Source organism: Streptomyces sp. NPDC002564 (assembly GCF_042889645.1).
In the GTDB taxonomy this organism is placed as follows: Bacteria; Actinomycetota; Actinomycetes; order Streptomycetales; family Streptomycetaceae; genus Streptomyces.
Window position 1 is genome coordinate 903,210 of record NZ_JBIARE010000001.1, and the last position, 17,422, is coordinate 920,631.

The 17,422-nt window shown below is 72.9% G+C and carries 19 protein-coding genes and 1 pseudogene; 7 read left to right on the forward strand and 13 right to left on the reverse strand.

Annotated features, from left to right (window positions below; translation table 11 throughout):
* From ACFYXE_RS04105 to ACFYXE_RS04125, 5 genes and pseudogenes are all read left to right on the forward strand, one after another.
* A pseudogene (locus tag ACFYXE_RS04105) lies at positions 1–397 on the forward strand (histidine kinase); the annotation flags it as partial.
* An 8-nt stretch (positions 398–405) separates the two neighbouring features.
* Positions 406–903: a roadblock/LC7 domain-containing protein gene (locus ACFYXE_RS04110; RefSeq protein ID WP_361167459.1), complete on the forward strand. Its 498-nt coding sequence runs from the start codon at positions 406–408 to the stop codon at positions 901–903.
* Entirely contained in the window at positions 900–1,307 is a 408-nt protein-coding gene (locus tag ACFYXE_RS04115; RefSeq protein WP_361167456.1) for a DUF742 domain-containing protein, read from the forward strand. The genes ACFYXE_RS04110 and ACFYXE_RS04115 overlap by 4 nt, the downstream gene beginning before the upstream one ends.
* A complete protein-coding gene (locus tag ACFYXE_RS04120; RefSeq protein ID WP_361167453.1) occupies positions 1,288–1,905 on the forward strand; it encodes an ATP/GTP-binding protein in 618 nt (205 codons plus the stop codon). Before ACFYXE_RS04115 ends, ACFYXE_RS04120 begins: the two co-directional genes overlap by 20 nt.
* A 57-nt stretch (positions 1,906–1,962) precedes the next feature.
* Positions 1,963–3,201 carry a styrene monooxygenase/indole monooxygenase family protein gene (locus ACFYXE_RS04125; protein WP_389308597.1) on the forward strand — a complete coding sequence of 413 codons (1,239 nt, stop codon included), beginning with the start codon at positions 1,963–1,965 and terminating at the stop codon, positions 3,199–3,201.
* On the opposite strand, the gene ACFYXE_RS04130 is transcribed toward ACFYXE_RS04125, so the two are convergent.
* The 4 genes from ACFYXE_RS04130 to ACFYXE_RS04145 form a co-directional block, all read right to left on the reverse strand.
* Positions 3,171–4,334: a C40 family peptidase gene (locus ACFYXE_RS04130; RefSeq protein WP_389308599.1), complete on the reverse strand. Its 1,164-nt coding sequence runs from the start codon at positions 4,332–4,334 to the stop codon at positions 3,171–3,173. The genes ACFYXE_RS04125 and ACFYXE_RS04130 overlap by 31 nt on opposite strands.
* A gap of 146 nt (positions 4,335–4,480) precedes the next feature.
* The gene (locus ACFYXE_RS04135) at positions 4,481–4,753 is read right to left on the reverse strand and encodes a hypothetical protein (RefSeq protein WP_389308601.1); all 273 of its coding nucleotides are present in this window, start codon (positions 4,751–4,753) and stop codon (positions 4,481–4,483) included.
* 24 nt (positions 4,754–4,777) lie between these two features.
* Positions 4,778–5,503, reverse strand: a complete 726-nt coding sequence (locus tag ACFYXE_RS04140; RefSeq protein WP_389308603.1) for a TetR/AcrR family transcriptional regulator — start codon at positions 5,501–5,503, stop codon at positions 4,778–4,780.
* An 86-nt stretch (positions 5,504–5,589) separates the two neighbouring features.
* A complete protein-coding gene (locus tag ACFYXE_RS04145; protein WP_361167439.1) occupies positions 5,590–6,528 on the reverse strand; it encodes a diiron oxygenase in 939 nt (312 codons plus the stop codon).
* A 125-nt stretch (positions 6,529–6,653) separates the two neighbouring features.
* Here ACFYXE_RS04145 and ACFYXE_RS04150 point away from each other — a divergent pair, with 125 nt between their 5' ends.
* Complete coding sequence (locus tag ACFYXE_RS04150) at positions 6,654–7,760, forward strand: ferritin-like domain-containing protein (RefSeq protein ID WP_361167436.1); 1,107 nt, start codon at positions 6,654–6,656, stop codon at positions 7,758–7,760.
* 30 nt (positions 7,761–7,790) lie between these two features.
* Here the strand turns inward: ACFYXE_RS04150 and ACFYXE_RS04155 are convergent, their stop codons facing one another.
* The 7 genes from ACFYXE_RS04155 to ACFYXE_RS04185 form a co-directional block, all read right to left on the reverse strand.
* A complete protein-coding gene (locus tag ACFYXE_RS04155) occupies positions 7,791–9,245 on the reverse strand; it encodes a penicillin-binding transpeptidase domain-containing protein (protein WP_389308606.1) in 1,455 nt (484 codons plus the stop codon).
* Positions 9,242–10,606 carry an FtsW/RodA/SpoVE family cell cycle protein gene (locus ACFYXE_RS04160; RefSeq protein ID WP_389308608.1) on the reverse strand — a complete coding sequence of 455 codons (1,365 nt, stop codon included), beginning with the start codon at positions 10,604–10,606 and terminating at the stop codon, positions 9,242–9,244. Before ACFYXE_RS04160 ends, ACFYXE_RS04155 begins: the two co-directional genes overlap by 4 nt.
* A 74-nt stretch (positions 10,607–10,680) precedes the next feature.
* Complete coding sequence (locus tag ACFYXE_RS04165) at positions 10,681–11,031, reverse strand: SH3 domain-containing protein (RefSeq protein ID WP_361167427.1); 351 nt, start codon at positions 11,029–11,031, stop codon at positions 10,681–10,683.
* A 246-nt stretch (positions 11,032–11,277) separates the two neighbouring features.
* Positions 11,278–12,624: an ATP-binding protein gene (locus ACFYXE_RS04170; RefSeq protein ID WP_389308611.1), complete on the reverse strand. Its 1,347-nt coding sequence runs from the start codon at positions 12,622–12,624 to the stop codon at positions 11,278–11,280.
* Complete coding sequence (locus ACFYXE_RS04175) at positions 12,621–13,385, reverse strand: hypothetical protein (protein ID WP_389308613.1); 765 nt, start codon at positions 13,383–13,385, stop codon at positions 12,621–12,623. Before ACFYXE_RS04175 ends, ACFYXE_RS04170 begins: the two co-directional genes overlap by 4 nt.
* A 51-nt stretch (positions 13,386–13,436) precedes the next feature.
* Entirely contained in the window at positions 13,437–14,027 is a 591-nt protein-coding gene (locus ACFYXE_RS04180; RefSeq protein WP_389309517.1) for a class F sortase, read from the reverse strand.
* A 188-nt stretch (positions 14,028–14,215) separates the two neighbouring features.
* Positions 14,216–14,851, reverse strand: coding sequence for a hypothetical protein (locus ACFYXE_RS04185; RefSeq protein WP_389308615.1), 636 nt, complete (start codon positions 14,849–14,851; stop codon positions 14,216–14,218).
* Between the two features lie 265 nt (positions 14,852–15,116).
* Here ACFYXE_RS04185 and ACFYXE_RS04190 point away from each other — a divergent pair, with 265 nt between their 5' ends.
* Entirely contained in the window at positions 15,117–15,926 is an 810-nt protein-coding gene (locus tag ACFYXE_RS04190) for a nuclease-related domain-containing protein (RefSeq protein WP_389308617.1), read from the forward strand.
* Positions 15,927–15,953: 27 nt separating this feature from the next.
* Here the strand turns inward: ACFYXE_RS04190 and ACFYXE_RS04195 are convergent, their stop codons facing one another.
* Together ACFYXE_RS04195 and ligD are read right to left on the reverse strand one after the other, a co-directional pair.
* The gene (locus ACFYXE_RS04195; protein WP_389308619.1) at positions 15,954–16,391 is read right to left on the reverse strand and encodes a nuclear transport factor 2 family protein; all 438 of its coding nucleotides are present in this window, start codon (positions 16,389–16,391) and stop codon (positions 15,954–15,956) included.
* Positions 16,392–16,511: 120 nt separating this feature from the next.
* Entirely contained in the window at positions 16,512–17,399 is an 888-nt protein-coding gene (gene ligD, locus ACFYXE_RS04200; RefSeq protein ID WP_389308621.1) for a non-homologous end-joining DNA ligase, read from the reverse strand.
* Positions 17,400–17,422 lie beyond the last annotated feature (23 nt).

The following is a 17,422-nucleotide window of genomic DNA, read 5'->3' on the forward strand; positions in this document are numbered from 1 at the left end:
CAGGTGGGAGCGGGTCACCGACGAGCGGGAGGACGCCGAGCCCGAGCCGTCGGGAGAGTCGGCCGCCGAGGCCGCGACCGCCCCCGAGAGCGCCGCTCAGGGCGAGGGCGAGGGTGAGGGGCCCAAATGGGAGCGGGTCACCGACAAGGGCCTGCCCAAGCGGACGCCGAAGATTTCCGCGCCCGTGGCCGCGGCGCCCAAGCCGCGTTCCGGGTCCGTGGACGCCGAGGCCCTGCGCCGGCGTCTCGGCGGCTTCCACCGGGGCGCGATCAGCGGCCGCCGGGACGTGGAGGCCGAGATCGCCGGGGAGGAACCGGCGACACCGGCACGGGGAAACGAAGAGAACGCACGAGCCGCAGACGTAATGGGGGACCCAGTCGAGGAGGCAAGCAGTTGACTGCGCCCATGCGCACGCCCAGTTCTTCCGCCGAACCCGCCACGTACGGCCTGAGCAGCGAAGCCCGAAACCTGCACTGGCTCCTGACGAACCTGGTGGAGGAGGTGCCCGGGCTCCTCTCCGTCGCGGTCGTGTCCTCCGACGGGCTGCTGCTGCTCTCCTCCGACCCGGGCCGCAACGCCGAGGTCCCCGCGGACCGGCCCACCGGGCCCAAGGGGTCGAGCGCCGACCTGGCCACCATCGTGTCCGGGCTCGGTTCCCTCACCATCGGCGCCGCCAAGCTGATGGACGGCGGCGGGGTCAAGCAGACCGTCGTCGCCATGGAGGAGGGCAGCCTCTTCGTCATGGCGATCAGCGACGGCTCGCTGCTCGGCGTGCACGCCACCCCGGACTGCGACATGAGCGTCGTGGCATACCACATGGCGCTCTTCGTCGGCCGCGCCGGGCACGTCCTCACCCCCGAACTCCGCAGCGAGCTGCGCCAGTCGATGGAGAGCGCCCGATGAGCAGCAGCAGTGGGCCCGCGAAGCTGCCGCAGCGCGGCGGCGACAGAAAACCCGCCCGCGTCCGCCCCTATTCGCTGACCGGCGGCCGGACCCGGTTCGGGCACGTGCTGCTCGTCGAGACGTTCGTCGCCGCGCTCGAAGCGCCCGAGGAGCGCCTGGAGCTGCCCAAGGGCTCGCTGGCGCGGGTCATGCCGGAGATGCGGGCGATCGTCGAGATCTGCCGCCGCATGCGCACGGTGGCGGAGATCGCGGCCCTCCTCAAGATGCCGCTCGGCGTGGTCCGCGTGCTGCTCAGCGACCTCGCCGACCAGGGAAAGATCCGCGTGTACGGAACGGGCCACGGCCCGGGTCAGCCCGACCGCGCACTGCTGGAAAGGGTGCTGAGTGGACTCCGCCGTCTCTGAACTCCTCGAGGACGAGGGTCAGTTGCAGGCCTGGCAGACGGACAGGTCACGTGCTCCGATCGCCACGAAGATCGTGGTGGCGGGCGGTTTCGGCGTCGGCAAGACGACCTTGGTGACCGCCGTCTCCGAGATCACGCCCCTCCAGACGGAGGCGCTGATGACGCAGGCGAGCGCCGACACCGACGACCTCAGCGGCACCCCGGACAAGACGACCACGACGGTCGCGATGGACTTCGGCCGCATCACGCTCGACGACGACCTGGTCCTCTACCTGTTCGGCACGCCCGGCCAGCAGCGGTTCTGGTTCATGTGGGACGACCTGGTGCGCGGCGCGATAGGCGCCGTCGTGCTGGCCGACACCCGCCGCCTGTCCGACTGCTTCCCCGCGCTCGACTACTTCGAGAGCTGCGGCCTGCCGTACGTCGTGGCCGTCAACCACTTCGACGGCAGCACCGAGTTCGCGGCCGCCGACGTGCGCGAGGCCCTGACGGTGCCGCCGCACATCCCCGTGCTGATCATGGACGCGCGCCGGCGGATCTCGGTCGTCGAGTCGCTGCTCGCCCTGGTCGCGCACGCGCTGGACGTCACCCCCGAGTAGCCGACGCCACCCCCCACGGCATCCGCCCGTCAGAACGTACGTAGGAGAAGTGCCCCCATGCGGAAGATACTTGTCGTCGGAGCCGGCCAGTCCGGGCTCCAGATCGCCCTCGGACTCCAGGCACAGGGGTACGAGGTCACCCTGATGTCCAACCGCACCGCGGACGAGATCCGGTCCGGCCGGGTCATGTCCACGCAGTGCATGTTCCACACCGCGCTCCAGCACGAGCGCGACATCCAGGCCAACTTCTGGGAGTCGCAGGCCCCGCGGATCGAGGGCGTCGGCGTCTCGGTCGCGGGCCCGGACTCCTCCCGCGTCATCGACTGGGTCGGCAAGCTGGACGGGTACGCCCAGTCCGTCGACCAGCGCGTGAAGATGGCGGGCTGGATGGAGACGTTCGCGCAGCGCGGCGGCCAGCTGGTCATCCACGGCGCGGCGGTCTCCGACCTCGACTACTTCTCCCGCACCTACGACCTGGTCCTGGTCTCCGCGGGCAAGGGCGAGCTGGTCTCCATGTTCGAGCGCGACGCGGCCCGTTCGCCGTTCGCCGAGCCGCAGCGTGCTCTCTCGGTGGCGTACGTGCACGGCCTCGGCCCGCGCCCCGAGCACCCCGAGTTCGACGCGGTGCGCTGCAACCTCGTGCCCGGCGTCGGCGAGCTCTTCGTCATGCCGACGCTCACCACGTCCGGCCGCGCGGACATCCTCTTCTGGGAGGGCGTGCCCGGCGGCCCGCTCGACGCCTTCCAGGGCGTCAAGGACCCCTCGGAGCACCTGGCGCTGACGCTGGAGCTGCTGGAGAAGTTCCTGCCCTGGGAGTACGCGCGCGCCACCAAGGTCGAACTGACCGACGCGGGCGGCACGCTGGCGGGCCGCTACGCCCCGACCGTGCGCAAGCCGATCGGCCGGCTCCCCGGCGGCGGCCTGGTCCTGGGCGTCGCCGACGTCGTCGTCGCCAACGACCCGATCACCGGCCAGGGCTCCAACTCGGCGTCCAAGTGCGCCGCCTCGTACATCTCCTCCATCGTCGAGCACGGCGACGAGCCGTTCGACGAGGCGTGGATGCAGTCGGCGTTCGACCGCTACTGGGACACCGCGCAGTGGGTCACCAAGTGGACCAACGCGATGCTGGGTGCCCCGCCCGAGCACGTCCTGAACATCCTCGGGGCGGCGGGGCAGCTGCAGCCCGTCGCCGACCGGTTCGCCAACGGCTTCGACAACCCGGCCGACTTCGAGAACTTCTTCTACGACCCCGGGAAGGCCGCCGCCTACCTGGAGTCGGTCGCGCCCGGCGGCTGAGCCCTGCTGTACCCGAGGTCGCTGCCGGACGCGGCGCCCGCGGGCAGCTTCGGCGGGGTGTAGCCGGACATGGCCCGGCCCCCGGGGTCGGGCCGCACGGCGCCGAGCACCGGGTTCGCCGCGATGGGGGAGACCTTGACGCGCGACCCGGGGCGCGGCGCCTGGACGACCTTGCCGCCGCCCAGGTAGATCGCCACGTGCGTGGCCTTGGGGAAGTAGACGACCAGGTCGCCCGGGCGCAGCTTGGACAGCGGTACGCGGCGCAGCTCGGCCCACTGTTCCTGGCTGGTCCGCGGGATCTTGCGGCCGGCGTGCGCCCAGGCCCGTGAGGTGAGCCCCGAGCAGTCGAAGGCGTCCGGGCCCTCGGCACCCCACTCGTAGGGCCGCCCGATCTGCCGTACCGCGTAGTCGAGGGCCGCGTTGCCCTGCCGGGACGGGGGCCGGGTGGCCGGGCTGCCGCCGAGCGCGCCGGAGGACAGGAAGCGCCGCTGCGCCTCGGCGGTGCCCGCCTCCTCCGCCTGCCGCAGCGCGACGAGCTCGTCGACGCTCAGCGAGGAGAGCAGTTCCTCGACCTCCCTGAGGCCGCTGTCGGCCGCGTCCCGCTGCTTCTTCTGCCGGGCGGCCAGGGCCGTCTCGGTGGCCAGGGCCCGGCGGGCGGCGCCCGCGAGCACGCCCGCCCGCTTCTCGCCGCCGGTCAGCCGGCGCACGGTGGCGGCCCGGCCCGCGGCCACCCGCTGGATGACGTGGCCCTGGTCGAGGGCGCGCTGCGGGTCGCGGGCGAGCAGCAGGCGCATATAGGGGGAGAGCTCGCCGGCGCCCTGGTACTGCTGCCGGGCGAACCGTCCGGCGGCGCCCCGGCTGTCCCGCACCGAGGCGCGCGCCCTGGCCAGCTTCCGGTCCAGGTCCGCGGCGCTCGCCCGGTGGGTGCGCAGCTTCTCCGCGGTCGCCTTGTACGTCTCCGCGGCCTCCTCGGCCGACCGGTACCGGCGCTGAAGGTCCGTCAGGAGCTCGGAGACGGGGCGCTGTCCGGGGTCCGGCGCGGGCGCGGGGGCCGCGTGTGCCCCGGGAGCGGTCATGACCAGGGCACCCACGACGGCACCCGTACAGACCCACCGCAGCAACCTTCCTGACACGTGATCACCTCCGGTGCGGGACGGCCTCTCCGTCACGCACCGCGAGCATCGGCCCGCCCCGGCCGGTCCGCCTCCGGGCGGTGGGCGGTCGGCCCAATGAGGTCACTCGTCCAGGCGCCGCGCGGCGCGGGACGTTGCGCCGCGGCTCAGGATCGGCCCGGCTTCGACCACGGCCACTTCAGGCCGCCGCCCCGGTCGCCGTGGGCGTCGTACTCGTAGCGCCACTTCGGGGTCAGCGAGAGCCGCCTGCCGGTGTCGACGGCCACCCGGCGGTAGACCAGGACGGTCGGCGGGCCGCCCGCGTCGTCCGGGACGGGGACGCGGTACACCTTCGGCGGGTGCCCGGTCGGCCCGAGCAGCACCGGGAGTGACCGGCCGTCCAGGGGGCCGCCCACGAAGGGGGTCTCTTCGCTCTTCACGCCCCCAGTGTCACACCGGCACCGTCAGAGCAGGTGCGCCGCGTCGGCGACCACGGGCAGCACCTGGCGGGCGAGGTCCCCGACGGGCCCGTCCGGGGTCTCCAGGGTCAGGGCCCACCGCACGACGGCGGCGGTCTGCGGGTCGCGTCCGGCGGTCGCCACGAGCACCGCCATGAACTGCTGCACCAGCATGTCCCGCAGTTCGTCCAGCGGCGGCTGCTTGTCCTCGTCGAGCCAGATCAGCGAGGCCGCCTCGACCGCCGTGATCCACATCCGGACGGTCATCCGCAGCCGCGGCCCGGGGTCCGGCACGTCCAGGTGGCTGAGGATGTGCCGGGCGGCGGCCCTGCGCACGCCGTCCACGATGGCGGTCGTGCGCGAGGTCTCCACCACGCTGCCGCCCTGCAGCAGCGCGCTGAACCCCGCGTCGTGCTGGTCGACGAAGGCCAGGTAGCGGTCGAGGGCGCGGGAGAGGCGCTGGGTGAGGGGGCCCTGCGGGGGCTCGGCGAAGCACTGCTCCAGGTCGTCGGCGGCCGACCGCAGCGCGGCCTCGTACAGCTGCTGCTTGCCGCCGGGGAAGTAGCGGTAGACGAGGGGGCGCGAGACGCCGGCCGCCTCCGCGACGTCGTCGAGGTTGACCTCCTCGGGCGCGCGGTGCGCGAAGAGGGTGAGCGCGGAGTCGAGCAGCTGCCGCCGCCGCGCCTCGACGCTCAGGCGGCGGTACGCGGGTGTGGTGGCGGGCGAGGTCATGCCTCGCAGGGTAACTCGGCCCGCGCCCCGCCAGGGGAGCGGGGAACGGCCCGATCGGCCGCACACCGCCCGCCCGGTGCGGATGCTCAGGCCAGCAGCCCCGACGACCGCCACAGCCGCCGCCCGACGCCCTGCAGCACCCCGATGTCGTCCAGGAAGTCGGTGAGCCGCTTCGCCCCGGTCTGCATGACCTCGCGGCGGTGGCCGCTCGCCTGCACCTGGGCGACGGCCTCGCGGCGGTCCAGGCCGACGTTCGTGTAGACGTCGGGGTTGACGAAGGCGAGGGAGAAGACCCGGGCCGCCTCCCCGCAGCTGACCCGCGTCAGCGCCCGCTCCCAGCGGGGCGCGGTGACCATCTGGCGCCGCAACTCCTCACGGGCGTACCGCACATGGCGGGCCTCCTCGACGACGTGGATGCGGGTCACGCCGCGCACCAGCGTCTGGACGCGCTCGTCCGGGAACGTGAGGCGCTGCATCCAGTCGAGGATCTCCTCGCCGAGCAGCGTGCAGGCGAAGGAGCCGGGGGTGGTGGAGACCGTCTTCAGGATCCGCGCCAGGTTGTGGTTCAGGCGCGTGACCGGGTAGGTGGGGGCGCCGCCCTTCTCGATCATCCGCGCGAACATCATCGAGTGCCGGCACTCGTCGGCGATCTCGGTGAGCGCGTACCGCACGTGGTTGCTGGTCACCGACTTGTCGTAGATGTGCCGCACCAGCAGCTGCATCAGGATGATCTCGAACCAGATGCCGAGCGAGGCGAGCGAGGCGGCCTCGTGCCGGGCCAGGTCCAGGCGCTGCTCCTCGGACATCCGCTTCCACAGCGGGGTGTCGTAGAGGGAGACGAGCTCCGGCGGCCAGAACCACTTGCCCTCCTCGACCGGTGCGTCCCAGTCGAGTTCCCTGTCGGGGTCGAAGGAGTGCTTGGCGGACGACTCCAGGAGCCGGGCCGCCACCTGTTCCCGGTCCTTGAGCAGTCCGAGCGCGTCCCGCAGGCCCTCGAGCGAAACGTCTTCCGTCACGGTCGTCATGACTGTTCCTGCCTTGTCGCGGGTTACCGGCGGTCAAGTCTTATGAGACTGCTTGTCAGCAAGGCCGTCAATCCCTTGCGCACGACTTGTTGACCCCTTGTCCAGTAGCGTGTGAGCCTGCCGTCATGGCGACGCACGAGCTTTACACCAGTCCGCCGGCTGGACTCAACTGGCAAGTACCGTCAGCCAGTTCGGCCCGCTTCAGCTGGGAGTACGACGAAGGGCGCGACCGGCTCCTGGCCCTCTACCAGAAGGGCAAGGACAAGCAGTGGGACGGCGCCAAGCGCATCGACTGGGACCTGGAAGTCGATCCGTACGATCCGCTCGGCACCCCCGACGAGGCGATGACCCTCTACGGCACGCCCCACTGGGCGAAGATGACCGACAAGGACAAGGGCGAGCTGCGCAAGCACTACACCTCCTGGCAGTTCAGCCAGTTCCTGCACGGTGAACAGGGCGCCATGGTGTGCGCCGCCCGCATCGTCGAGTCGGTCCCCGACCTGGACGCGAAGTTCTACTCCGCGACCCAGACCATGGACGAGGCGCGGCACGCGGAGATCTACGGGCGCTTCCTGCACGAGAAGATCGGGATGCTGTACCCGATCAACGACAACCTGCAGTCGCTGCTCGGCGACACCCTGCGCGACTCGCGCTGGGACATGCCCTACCTGGGCATGCAGGTCCTCATCGAGGGCCTCGCGCTCGCCGCGTTCGGCATGCTCCGCGACACCACCGACAAGCCGCTGCCCAAGCAGATCCTCGCCTACGTCATGCAGGACGAGGCCCGGCACGTCGCGTTCGGGCGGATGGCGCTGCGCGACTACTACCAGCAGCTCTCGGACGCGGAACTGCGCGAGCGCGAGGAGTTCGTCATCGAGGGCTGCTACCTGATGCGCGACCGGCTGCGCGGCGTGGAGGTCCTGGAGAACTTCGGCATCCCCAAGAAGCAGGCCGAGGAGTACAGCGAGCAGTCCGAATTCCTGGCGCTCTTCCGCCAGTTGCTCTTCTCCCGGATCGTGCCCTGCGTCAAGGACATCGGCCTGTGGGGCAAGCGCCTGCAGGAGGCCTACGTCGACATGGGCGTCTTCGAGATGGGCAACGCCAACCTCGACCAGCTGATGGCCCAGGACGAGGAGATCGCCGAGAAGCTCGACGCGGAGCGCTTCGCGGCCGAGGAGCACGCGCGCGTGGCGGAGGTGTCGGACGCGATCGCGTCCGGCGAGTCGGTCTGACGGCCGGGACCGCCCGCCCCGGTCCCGCCCTCAGTGCGCCAGCGCCGCCTCCATCACGGCCTTCGCGATCGGGGCCGCGCTGCCGCCGCCGCTGATGTCCCCGCGGTCCGCCGACGCGTCCTCGACCACCACGGCGACCGCGACCGCGGGCTGCCCGGCGTCCTCGGCCTGCGCCCAGGAGATGAACCAGGCGTAGGGCGTCCCCGTGTTGTCGATGCCGTGCTGGGCGGTGCCGGTCTTGCCGCCGACCGTGGCGTCGGGGATCGCGGCGTTCGTGCCGGTGCCCTCCTCGACGACCTGCGTCATCATCTCGCGCAGCTGCATCGCCGTGCCCGGGTTCATCGCCTGGCGCGAGGTGGCGCCCTTCGTGTCGACCACGTCGCCGTCGTCCGTGGTCGTGCGGTCCACCAGGTGCGGCGACTCGACGATGCCGCCGTTCGCCACGGCCGCCGACACCATCGCCATCTGCAGCGGCGTCGCCCGGGTGTCGTACTGCCCGATCGCGGAGAGCGCGAGCTGCGCGCGGTCCATCGAGGTGTCGAAGTTGCTGGCCGCCACGGACGAGGGGATTTTCAGGCCGCGGTCGTTGAACCCGAAGCTCCGCGCGGTGCCGAGCATCGGGCCGAGGCCGGTGTCGGCGCCCAGCTTCGCGAAGACCGTGTTGCACGACCACTGGAAGGCGTACCGCAGCGAGGCGTCGGTGCAGCCGTCGACCTCGTTGGTCAGCTGGGTGCTGGTGCCCGGCAGCGTGAACGGGTTCGGCGACTTCGTCGGCGCGTCCAGGTCGGTCACCGCGCCGGAGTCCAGCGCCGCCGCGGCCGTCACCACCTTGAACGTCGAACCGGGCGGGTAGGTCTGGCGGATCGCCCGGTTCAGCATCGGCTTGCTCGCGTCGGAGTTCAGCTCCGCCCAGGAGTCCGCGACCGACCGGCGCGTCCCCGACAGCCGCTCCGGGTCGTACGAGGGGGCGCTGACCAGCGCGAGGATCTTCCCGCTCGACGGCTCGATCGCGGCGACCGCCCCCCGCTTGCCGCCCAGACCCGCGTACGCGGCCTGCTGCACGGCCGCCTTGATGGTGGTCTCGACCCGGCCGCCGGGGTTCTGCGCGCGGGTCAGGTCGTTCCACAGCGGGAGCGGGGCCAGCATCGGGTCGGTGCCGGACAGGATGCCGTCCTCGGCGCTCTCCAGGAAGGTCGTGCCGTACACCTGCGAGGCGAACCCGGTCACGGGGGCGTACAACGGCCCGTTCTTGTACGTCCGTTCGTAGCGGAGCTGCTCGCCGGTGTCCCGGGAGCCGGTGACCGGACGCCCGTCGACCAGGATGTCGCCGCGCGGCTGGTCGAAGCGGACGATGGCGCCCCGGCGGTTGGCGGGGTTGGCGTCGAGGGCGTCGGAGCGGACGACCTGCACGCGGGTGGCGTTCACCAGCAGCGCGAGCAGCAGCAGCGCGCAGAAGGCGGCGGCGTGCCGGATGTACCTGGTCACGCGCTCTCCCCGGGGACGGGCTGGCCGCGGGCCGAGTCGCTGAGCCGGATGAGCAGCGCGACGATGATCCAGTTGGTGACGACGGACGAACCGCCCTGCGCGAGGAACGGCATCGCCATGCCGGTGAGCGGGATGAGCCCGGTGACGCCGCCCGCGATGACGAAGACCTGCAGCGCGACGATCGAGGCGAGCCCGATGGCGAGCAGCCGCCCGAAGGGGTCGCGCAGCGCCAGCCCGGCCCGGAAGCCCCGCTCCACGAGCAGCGCGTAGAGCAGGAAGATCGCGCACAGGCCGGTGAGGCCGAGCTCCTCGCCCGCGGTGGCCAGGATGAAGTCGGACTTCGCGGCGAAGCCGATGAGGATGGAGTGCCCGAGCCCGAGCCCGGTGCCGAGCATCCCGCCGGCCGCGAACGCGAAGAGCGACTGGGCGAGCTGGTTGGGCCCCTGCCCCGCGTCGATGGAGGCGAAGGGGTGCAGCCAGTCCTGCACCCGGCCGTGCACGTGCGGCTCCAGCGAGCCGACCGCGAAGGCGCCGAACGCGGCGAGCACCAGACCCACCGCGATCCAGCCGATGCGTCCGGTGGCGACGTACAGCAGGATCACGAAGAGCCCGAAGAACAGCAGCGAGGTGCCGAGGTCGCGCTCCAGGACCAGGACGCCGACGCTCAGCAGCCAGATGGCGACGATGGGGCCGAGCACCCGGCCGGTGGGCAGCTGGAGGCGCGTGAACCGCCAGACGGTGCGGCCGGTGTAGGCGAGCGCGTTGCGGTTGGCCGCGAGGTAGCTGGCGAAGAAGACCGCGAGCAGGACCTTGGCGAACTCGCCGGGCTGGATGGAGAAGGCGCCGGCCCTGATCCAGATCCGGGCGCCGTTCACCGAGGGGAAGAAGATCGGCACGATCATCAGGATCAGCGCGGCGACGACGGAGAGGTAGGCGTAGCGCTGCAGCAGGCGGTGGTCGCGCAGCAGGAGGACGACGGCGACGCACAGGCCGACGCCGACGGTCGACCAGATCAGCTGGGCCGGCGCCGCCTCGTCGTGCGGGGTCTCCAGGTCGAGCCGGTAGATGAGCACCAGGCCCAGGCCGTTGAGGAGCACCGCGATGGGCAGCAGCAGCGGATCGGCGTACGGGGCGCGGAAGCGGACGGCGAGGTGCGCGAGGAGGGCGAGCGCACCGAGCCCGGCGCCGTAACCGGCGGCGCCGGGCGGGACGGTGCCGTTCTTGGCGAGACCGACGTCGCAGTAGCCGTACACCGAGAGCAGGACGGCGACGACGAGCAGGACGAGTTCGGTGCCACGGCGCCGGGGGACGCGCACAGCGGGGACCGCGGGGGGTGCGGTGCCCGTCCTCGTTCCGGCCATGACCGGAACGTAGCAAGCAATCGGAGGGAATTCCGCTTATGCCTGCTATGTCGGCCACGTGGCCTGAAGGGGCGTCAGCACCAGCGCGGCGCCTGCCCGATGTTCTGGATGTAGTACGCGGCGCCCCAGGCCCACGTGCCGTCGGTGAGCAGGTACCAGAGGTTGTTGTGGCCCACCCGGTCGCCGGTCGTCTTGCAGTAGATGGTGACGACCTTGCCGTAGGGCTCGCTGCGGATCACCCGGCTGCCCCGGGTCGGGGCGTCGCGGAGCAGGAGGCCGGACTTGGCGGTGACGCGGCCCTTGTAGACGGGCGGGTGGTTGTTGGCGTCGTCCAGGGCGACGGCGGGACCGGCCGCGGTGAGCGCGGCGAGGGCGCCGCCGGCGGCGAGTATGCCGAGCCGGATGGTGGTGGTCCGCAGGGACATGGGGGCCTCCTCGGGGAAGGGCGGATCGGATGGCCCTGACGCCTGGTCAAAGGCCGCATAGCACACTAAAAGCGGCCCGATGGGGAGGCGCAACCGGACGTCACACGGGCGGGCGCACCCCCGAACGGGGCACGGAGCACCTCCGAACGGAGCACGGAGCACCTCCGGACGGGGCACGGCGCACCCCCGACGGGGCACAACTCACCCCTCCCGACGGGGCACGGTGCCGCGCCGTCCGGGGTTCCGTCACCCGGCCGGACGGCGGGACGTGCGCGGCGGGTCCTGGCGCGGCTCGGCGCCGTCGCCGCCGCCCTCGGGCGTCTCCTCGAAGGGCAACCGCAGCGTCGCCACCGCCCCGCCGTCCGCCGCGTTGGCGAAGGTGAGCCGCGCCCCGAGGACCCGGGCCTGGCCGAGCGCGATCGTCAGCCCGAGGCCGTGCCCCTTGGTGGTGCCCTCGGTGCGGAACCGCTGCGGCCCGTGCTCCACGAGGTAGCCGGGGTAGCCCTCGCCGTGGTCCCGCACGGTGACGACGGGCCCGTCGACCGTCACGAGGATCGGCGGACGGCCGTGCTTGAGCGCGTTGCCGACGAGGTTGCCCAGCACCCGCTCCAGCCGCCGCCGGTCCGTCTCCACGCACACGTCGCGGACGACGGCGAGCTCGGCGGCGCCGCCCGAGGAGCGCACCACCCGCTCCGCCAATGGAGCGAGCCGGTGGGCGTCCAGGTCCACCCGCTCGCTCTTCGCGTCGAGCCGGGAGATCTCCAGGAGGTCCTCGGTCAGCGTGCGCAGCGCCGCCACCCGGTCGCGCACCAGCTCGGTCGGCCGGCCCGGCGGCAGCAGTTCCGCCGCCGCGTGCAGCCCGGTCAGCGGGGTGCGCAGCTCGTGCGCCACGTCCGCGGTGAACCGCTGCTCGCTCAGGAGCTTGCCCTGCAGCGTCGACGCCATGGTGTCCAGCGCCCCGGCGACCGCCGCCACCTCGTCCTGGTGGCGCGGCGCGCCCGTCGCGTCCGGCCCCGAGTGCGGGTCCTTCACCCGGGCGTCCAGGTCGCCCGCGCTGATCCGCCGGGCCACCTGTGCCGTCTGGTGCAGCCGCCGCGTCACGCGCGTCACGGCGAACGCGCCGACCAGCAGCGTCGCCCCGATCGCGAGCACCGAGGAGCCGAGGATCGCCCGGTCGAGCCCGTCGATGGTGCGGGCGCCCTGCGCGTAGTCGACCTGCACGGCGATGGCGCGGCCACCGTCGGCGGGCCCGGCGGCCCACATCGTCGGCCGGGTGTCGTGGGCGGCGACCATGGTGCCGCGCTCCCCGCTCGCCGCGAGCTCGCGCAGCCGCGGGGGCAGCCCGTCCGGGTCGATGCCCGCGCCGGGGCCGAGCCGGTCACCGGCCTCGTACCGTTCGGTGACCTCCTTGAGGTGGGAGAGCGCGCGCTCGCGGGCCTGGCCCACGGTCTGGTTGGTCACCGAGACGTGCACGAGCGCGCCGAGCAGCGCGGCGAGCGCGCAGCACATGACGGTGATGAAGACGGCGGCCTTCCACGTGAGGGTGGCCGTCCAGGCGGGCAGCCGCGGCCCGCGCGGCGTACGGCGGCTCACCGCGTGCCGTCCCCGGAGGGCGAGGCGCTGGCGGAGGGCGAGGCGCTGGCGGAGGGCCGGGCGGGGGAGGGGCGGGGCGACGCGGGCCGGGGCGCGTTGGCCGAGCGGACGATCTCGTCGCGGGTCGGCAGCATCGCCTTCTGGTGCGCGTCCCAGGACCAGACCGTGTGGTACTCGTACCCGGCGAGGCTGGAGATGGCCCGGATGATCAGGTCGCGCCCGGCCAGTTCGACGCCGAGCACGGCGTCGCTCATCTCCATGATCTGCGTCAGCTGCCGCTTCTCCTCGGCGTAGACGCGGATGTCGAGGTTGTCGTCGGGCGTGGAGACGCCGACGATCAGGTCGTCCCTGCCGTCACCGGTCAGGTCGCGGTAGTACGCCTTGAGGACCGGACACCGGCCGCTCTCGCCGGAGTTGTCGGCGGCGCAGTCCTTGAGCCGCGCGACGGTCTGCCGGTACGCGGAGTCCGAGCGCTCGTACGTCCCGGGGTTCTGGGTGAAGTCCGCGCGGACGACGTCGGCCGGGTCCACCTTGTGCAGGTCGCCGTCGGGCACCCGGACGCCGTCGACCTTGACGCTCTCTATGGCGCCGTAGTCCTCGGCGGGCGCCGAGGGGGAGGGCAGGTCGGGCCAGAGATGGGTGGGGCCCTCGGCGGTCGGCGTCGCGCCGGCGCCCCGCAGCCCGCCCGGGTCGCCGCACCCGGCGACCACGAGGGCGGCGAGCACGGCGAAGGCGGCGGCCGAGAGCCGGCTGCGGTTCACTGCACTCCTGCCCGCCGCGGAACGCGGCCTGTCGTGGCACCAGGCCTGTTGTCACGTCACCAGGTCGGCGTAGAGGATGATGTTGTCCGAGCGGTGACCGTCCACGATGGGGCCGCCGCAGGTCAGCAGGCGAAGTTCGGGCCGGTCGGTCGTCCCGTACACCTTATTGGTGGGGAAGTCCTTCTTGTCGACCTGCTGGATCTCCCGCACCTTGAACGTCGCCGTGCTGCCGTCCGCGCGCGGCACCTCGATGGTGTCACCCACCTTGACCTTCGCGACGTTCTTCATCAACGCGGGGCCGTTCGCCGTGTCGTAGTGCGCGACGATCACGGCCGCGCCCTTCTCGCCGGGCGTGACCCCGCCGGTCCACCAGCCGGGCTCGTCGGCCTTGTCGGCGGGCGGCACCTCCAGCTCGTCGTCCGCGCCGGTCCTGAGGTCGAGCATCGACTTCGCGTCGACGCCCGCCGCGGGGATGCGCAGGCCGGTCGGCTTCGACTTCTTCAGCGGGGCGACGGCCTGCTTGGCCTGAGCCGTGGCCGCGTTGTGCACCTTGACGTCGGGGGCCGGGTCGCCGTTGCCGCCCTGCCCGCAGGCGATCAGGCCGACGCCGAGGGCGACGGTGAGGGCCGCGGCGGCCGCGATGCGGGTGGTGCGGCGGCGCTGCCGGGCCGTGTCCTGCGTCTCGTCGGGGGCGTCGGGCTCGGGGCCGGTGGAGGTGCGCACGGGGAACTCCTGTGGGGGAGGGGAGGGACGGCAGGGCTGTGGCCGCCGGACGGTGAGGGCCGTCCGGCGGCCGGCGGAAGGGGCGGGAGCGGGCGCGGGGCCGGAGGTCAAGCGTCCGTGCGGCCGCGGCGCAGCATCGCGAAGCCGAGACCGGCCGCGCCGGCCGCGGCCATGCCGCCGCCCGCCACCAGGAACGCCGGGTCGCCCGCGCTCCGCACGTTCTCGGCACCGGCCTTGACGCCGCCCTTGGGGGTGACGGTCTTGTCGCCCGCGCCGCCGGTGTGCGGCTTCGGCTGCGGGGTGACCTTCTGGTCCTTCTTGCCGTGGTCCTTGTCGCCCTTGCCGTTCAGGTACGTGATCCCGATGTGCCCGTTGGAGGGGTGCAGCTCGTACTTCACGCCGCCCTGGGTGACCGTCGGGTGGGTGGCGGAGAGGGTTGCGATCTCCTTGCCCTTGAGGGAGATCGTCGCCACGTACGAGCCGCCGCGGTTCTGGATCCTCGCCTTTGCGCCGTTGCCGAGCGTGACCTCGTAGACCTCGCCCTTCTGCGGCTTGTGCGTCGGCTTCTCGGACGGCTTGCCGGAGGAGGCGTCGTCCGGCTTCGGCGGCTGGCTCTGCGACGCCGAGGCGTCGGGCGCCGGGGAGTCCGCGAAGGCGCCCGCGGCCGGGAGCAGCAGCGCTCCGCCGACGAGGGTGGAGACGGCGGCGGTACGGAGGAGGGTGTGGCGGCGGTGGGTGCTCACGGGGTGTTCCTTACCTTCGGTCGGCTGATCGCTCCGGCGTGATCGGGGGGACAGCTACGAAGTTAGATGTCCGCTATTGCGGCAATTCGTCGGCTATGTAACAGGGGTCCATAGCTGTGCGGGCGGTGCCGTTACGGGACCAGGGGGGCGTCCCGCCCGGACCGGGTGGACCCGGTGCGGAGCCGCATCGGCCCCGCTCCGCGGCGGCGGGCTTCTTGCCGGGGGCGCGTGCGGGCTGTTCCCATGGTCGAGGGGGTGGTGGCGCATGACCGGACTGCGCGTCGTACCGGCTTGGCAGCACGGCCGGGAGCGGCTGTACGTGTGCCTCGCGGACGGCAGGAGCGTCGCCTGGTACGACCGTGAGTCGTCCCGCGTCAACCTGCTGAGCGAGGACCACGAGGGCGACGTCCTGGACGCCCTCGCGCCCTTCCTGACCGGCCAGGTCACGGTGGGCCCGCCGCCCGCGCCCACCCCGGCCGAGCTCGCCCGCCTCGCCCTCCACCCGGACGACGACCTCGCCCCCAACCGCCCCGGCGAGGCCCTGGTGATCGCCCTGGACCGGGACCCGGCGCCCGCCCGCAGGCTGCGCGCCGACCCCCGGCACCGCGCGCTGGCCGCCGAACAGGGCGTCGGCGCGGCCCTGGACGCGCTGGAGGGCGCGGGCTGGCGGGTGCTGCACTCCGTGCCGCTGCCCGGCGGCGCCCGCATCCACCATCTGCTGATCGGCCCCGGCGGCCTGTTCTGCGTGGCGACCCTCGCGGTCCGCAAGCACCGGGTGCGCATCGCCGACCCGATGGTCGCCGTCGGCCGCGGCGAGCCGGTCCCGCTGCTCCGCACGGTCCGCGCCGACGCGGGCCGCGCCTCGTTCGCGCTGACGGCCGAGGTCCGCCCGGTGCTCGCGCTGGCCGGGACGGGCACCGCCGACCTGGCGGTGGCGGCACCGCCCCGTGACGTACGGGTGCTGCGCGAGGCGGACGTGCCGGGCCTCGCCCGGCTGGGCGGGGTGCTGAAACCGGCCGACGTGGAGGCCCTGCACGCGCTCGCCAGGGACCGCCGCACCTGGGAGCGGGTCTGACCCGCCGGGGCGGGCCGCCCCGGGCCGTCAGAGGTTGTCGCCCCAGCCCCCCTGGATCATGGTCTGGAAGGCCCAGGAGCCGCCCCGCCTGATCAGGATGTCGGCGTAGCGCAGGTGCTGCGTCTCGCCGCCCGTCGTCATCGCCGAGTCGGTGAAGACGACGGCCATCGCGGGGGAGAGGAAGACGGGCGTCCGCGTCGACTCGAAGCGGATGTCCTCGCTCCCGTCCCCCATCACGTGCGTCATCGTCCCCACGAACTGCTCCCGGTCCCACTGCGCCGACCGCCCGTCGCCCGCGGAGTCGTCGCTGACCAGGTTGAGCGGGAAGACGGCCAGGTCGGCCATGCGCTCCACGTCGCGCTGCGCGCTGTGCGCGTCGTACGCGGCGAACCAGGCGTCCAGGCTCGCGCGGTCCTCGGCGGTCGGGACGTATCCGGTGTCGGGAAGATCGGGAAGAGGGGTCACGCGGTCTCCTCTGCTCGTCGTGCGCCGGGCCTGCCGACTCATCAACTTTGACTACTGACGCAGAGGGTATGCCTCGTCCGCTCTCTGATCAAACTTGATTAGACGTGATACGGGTCACGGTCACCCGGCGGGCAGCGATCCCGCCCGGGCCGGATCCAGCAGCGGGGCGAGCAGATCGCCGTGCCGTGCCAGCCGCGGCGCGATGTCCCGTGCGGTGAGGGCCAACCGCGCCGCGTCGTCACACTCCTCGACCTCGGCCCACGTCACGGGCGCCGAGACGGTCGGCTCGGGGCGGGCCCGCAGGGTGTAGGGCGTGGCGGTGGTCTTGGCGGCCGCGTTCTGGCTGAAGTCGACGAAGACCTTGCCGGGGCGCAGGCTGCGCGTCATGCGGTGCACGACGAGGTCGGGCAGCTCGCGCTCGGCCTCGACGGCGAGGTCCTTGGCGTACGAGGTGACCCGTTCGGAGGGGGTCGGCTCCAGCGGCACGAGGAGGTGCAGGCCCTTGCTGCCGGACGTCTTCGCGTACGCGGTCAGACCGTCGGCCGCCAGCCGCTCCCGCAGCCAGCTCGCGGCCCGGCAGCACTCCACGACGGTGGCCGGCTCCCCGGGGTCCAGGTCGAACACCAGTCGGTCGGCCCGCCCCGGCGCCTCGTCCCGCCACTGCGGGGTGTGGAACTCGGTGACCAGGTTCGCCGCCCACATCAGCGAGGGCAGGTCCTGCACGACGACCTGGCGCGAGACGCCGGCGGAGCGCGGCACGTCCGCGGTGTGCACCCAGTCGGGTGTCCCCGGCGGCACGTTCTTGGTGAAGAACCGCTGCCCGTCCGGTCCGTCCGGGTAGCGCAGGAAGGAGACGGGCCGGTGCGCGAGGTGCGGGAGCAGGGCCTCGGCCGTGCTCGCGTAGTAGTGCAGCACCTCGCCCTTGGTGAAGCCGCTCGCGGGATACAGGACCTTGTCCAGATTGCTGAGCGTGAGCCGTCGCCCCTCCACCTCTGTGATCGGCGTCATAGGATGAGAGTCCCATAAAACGC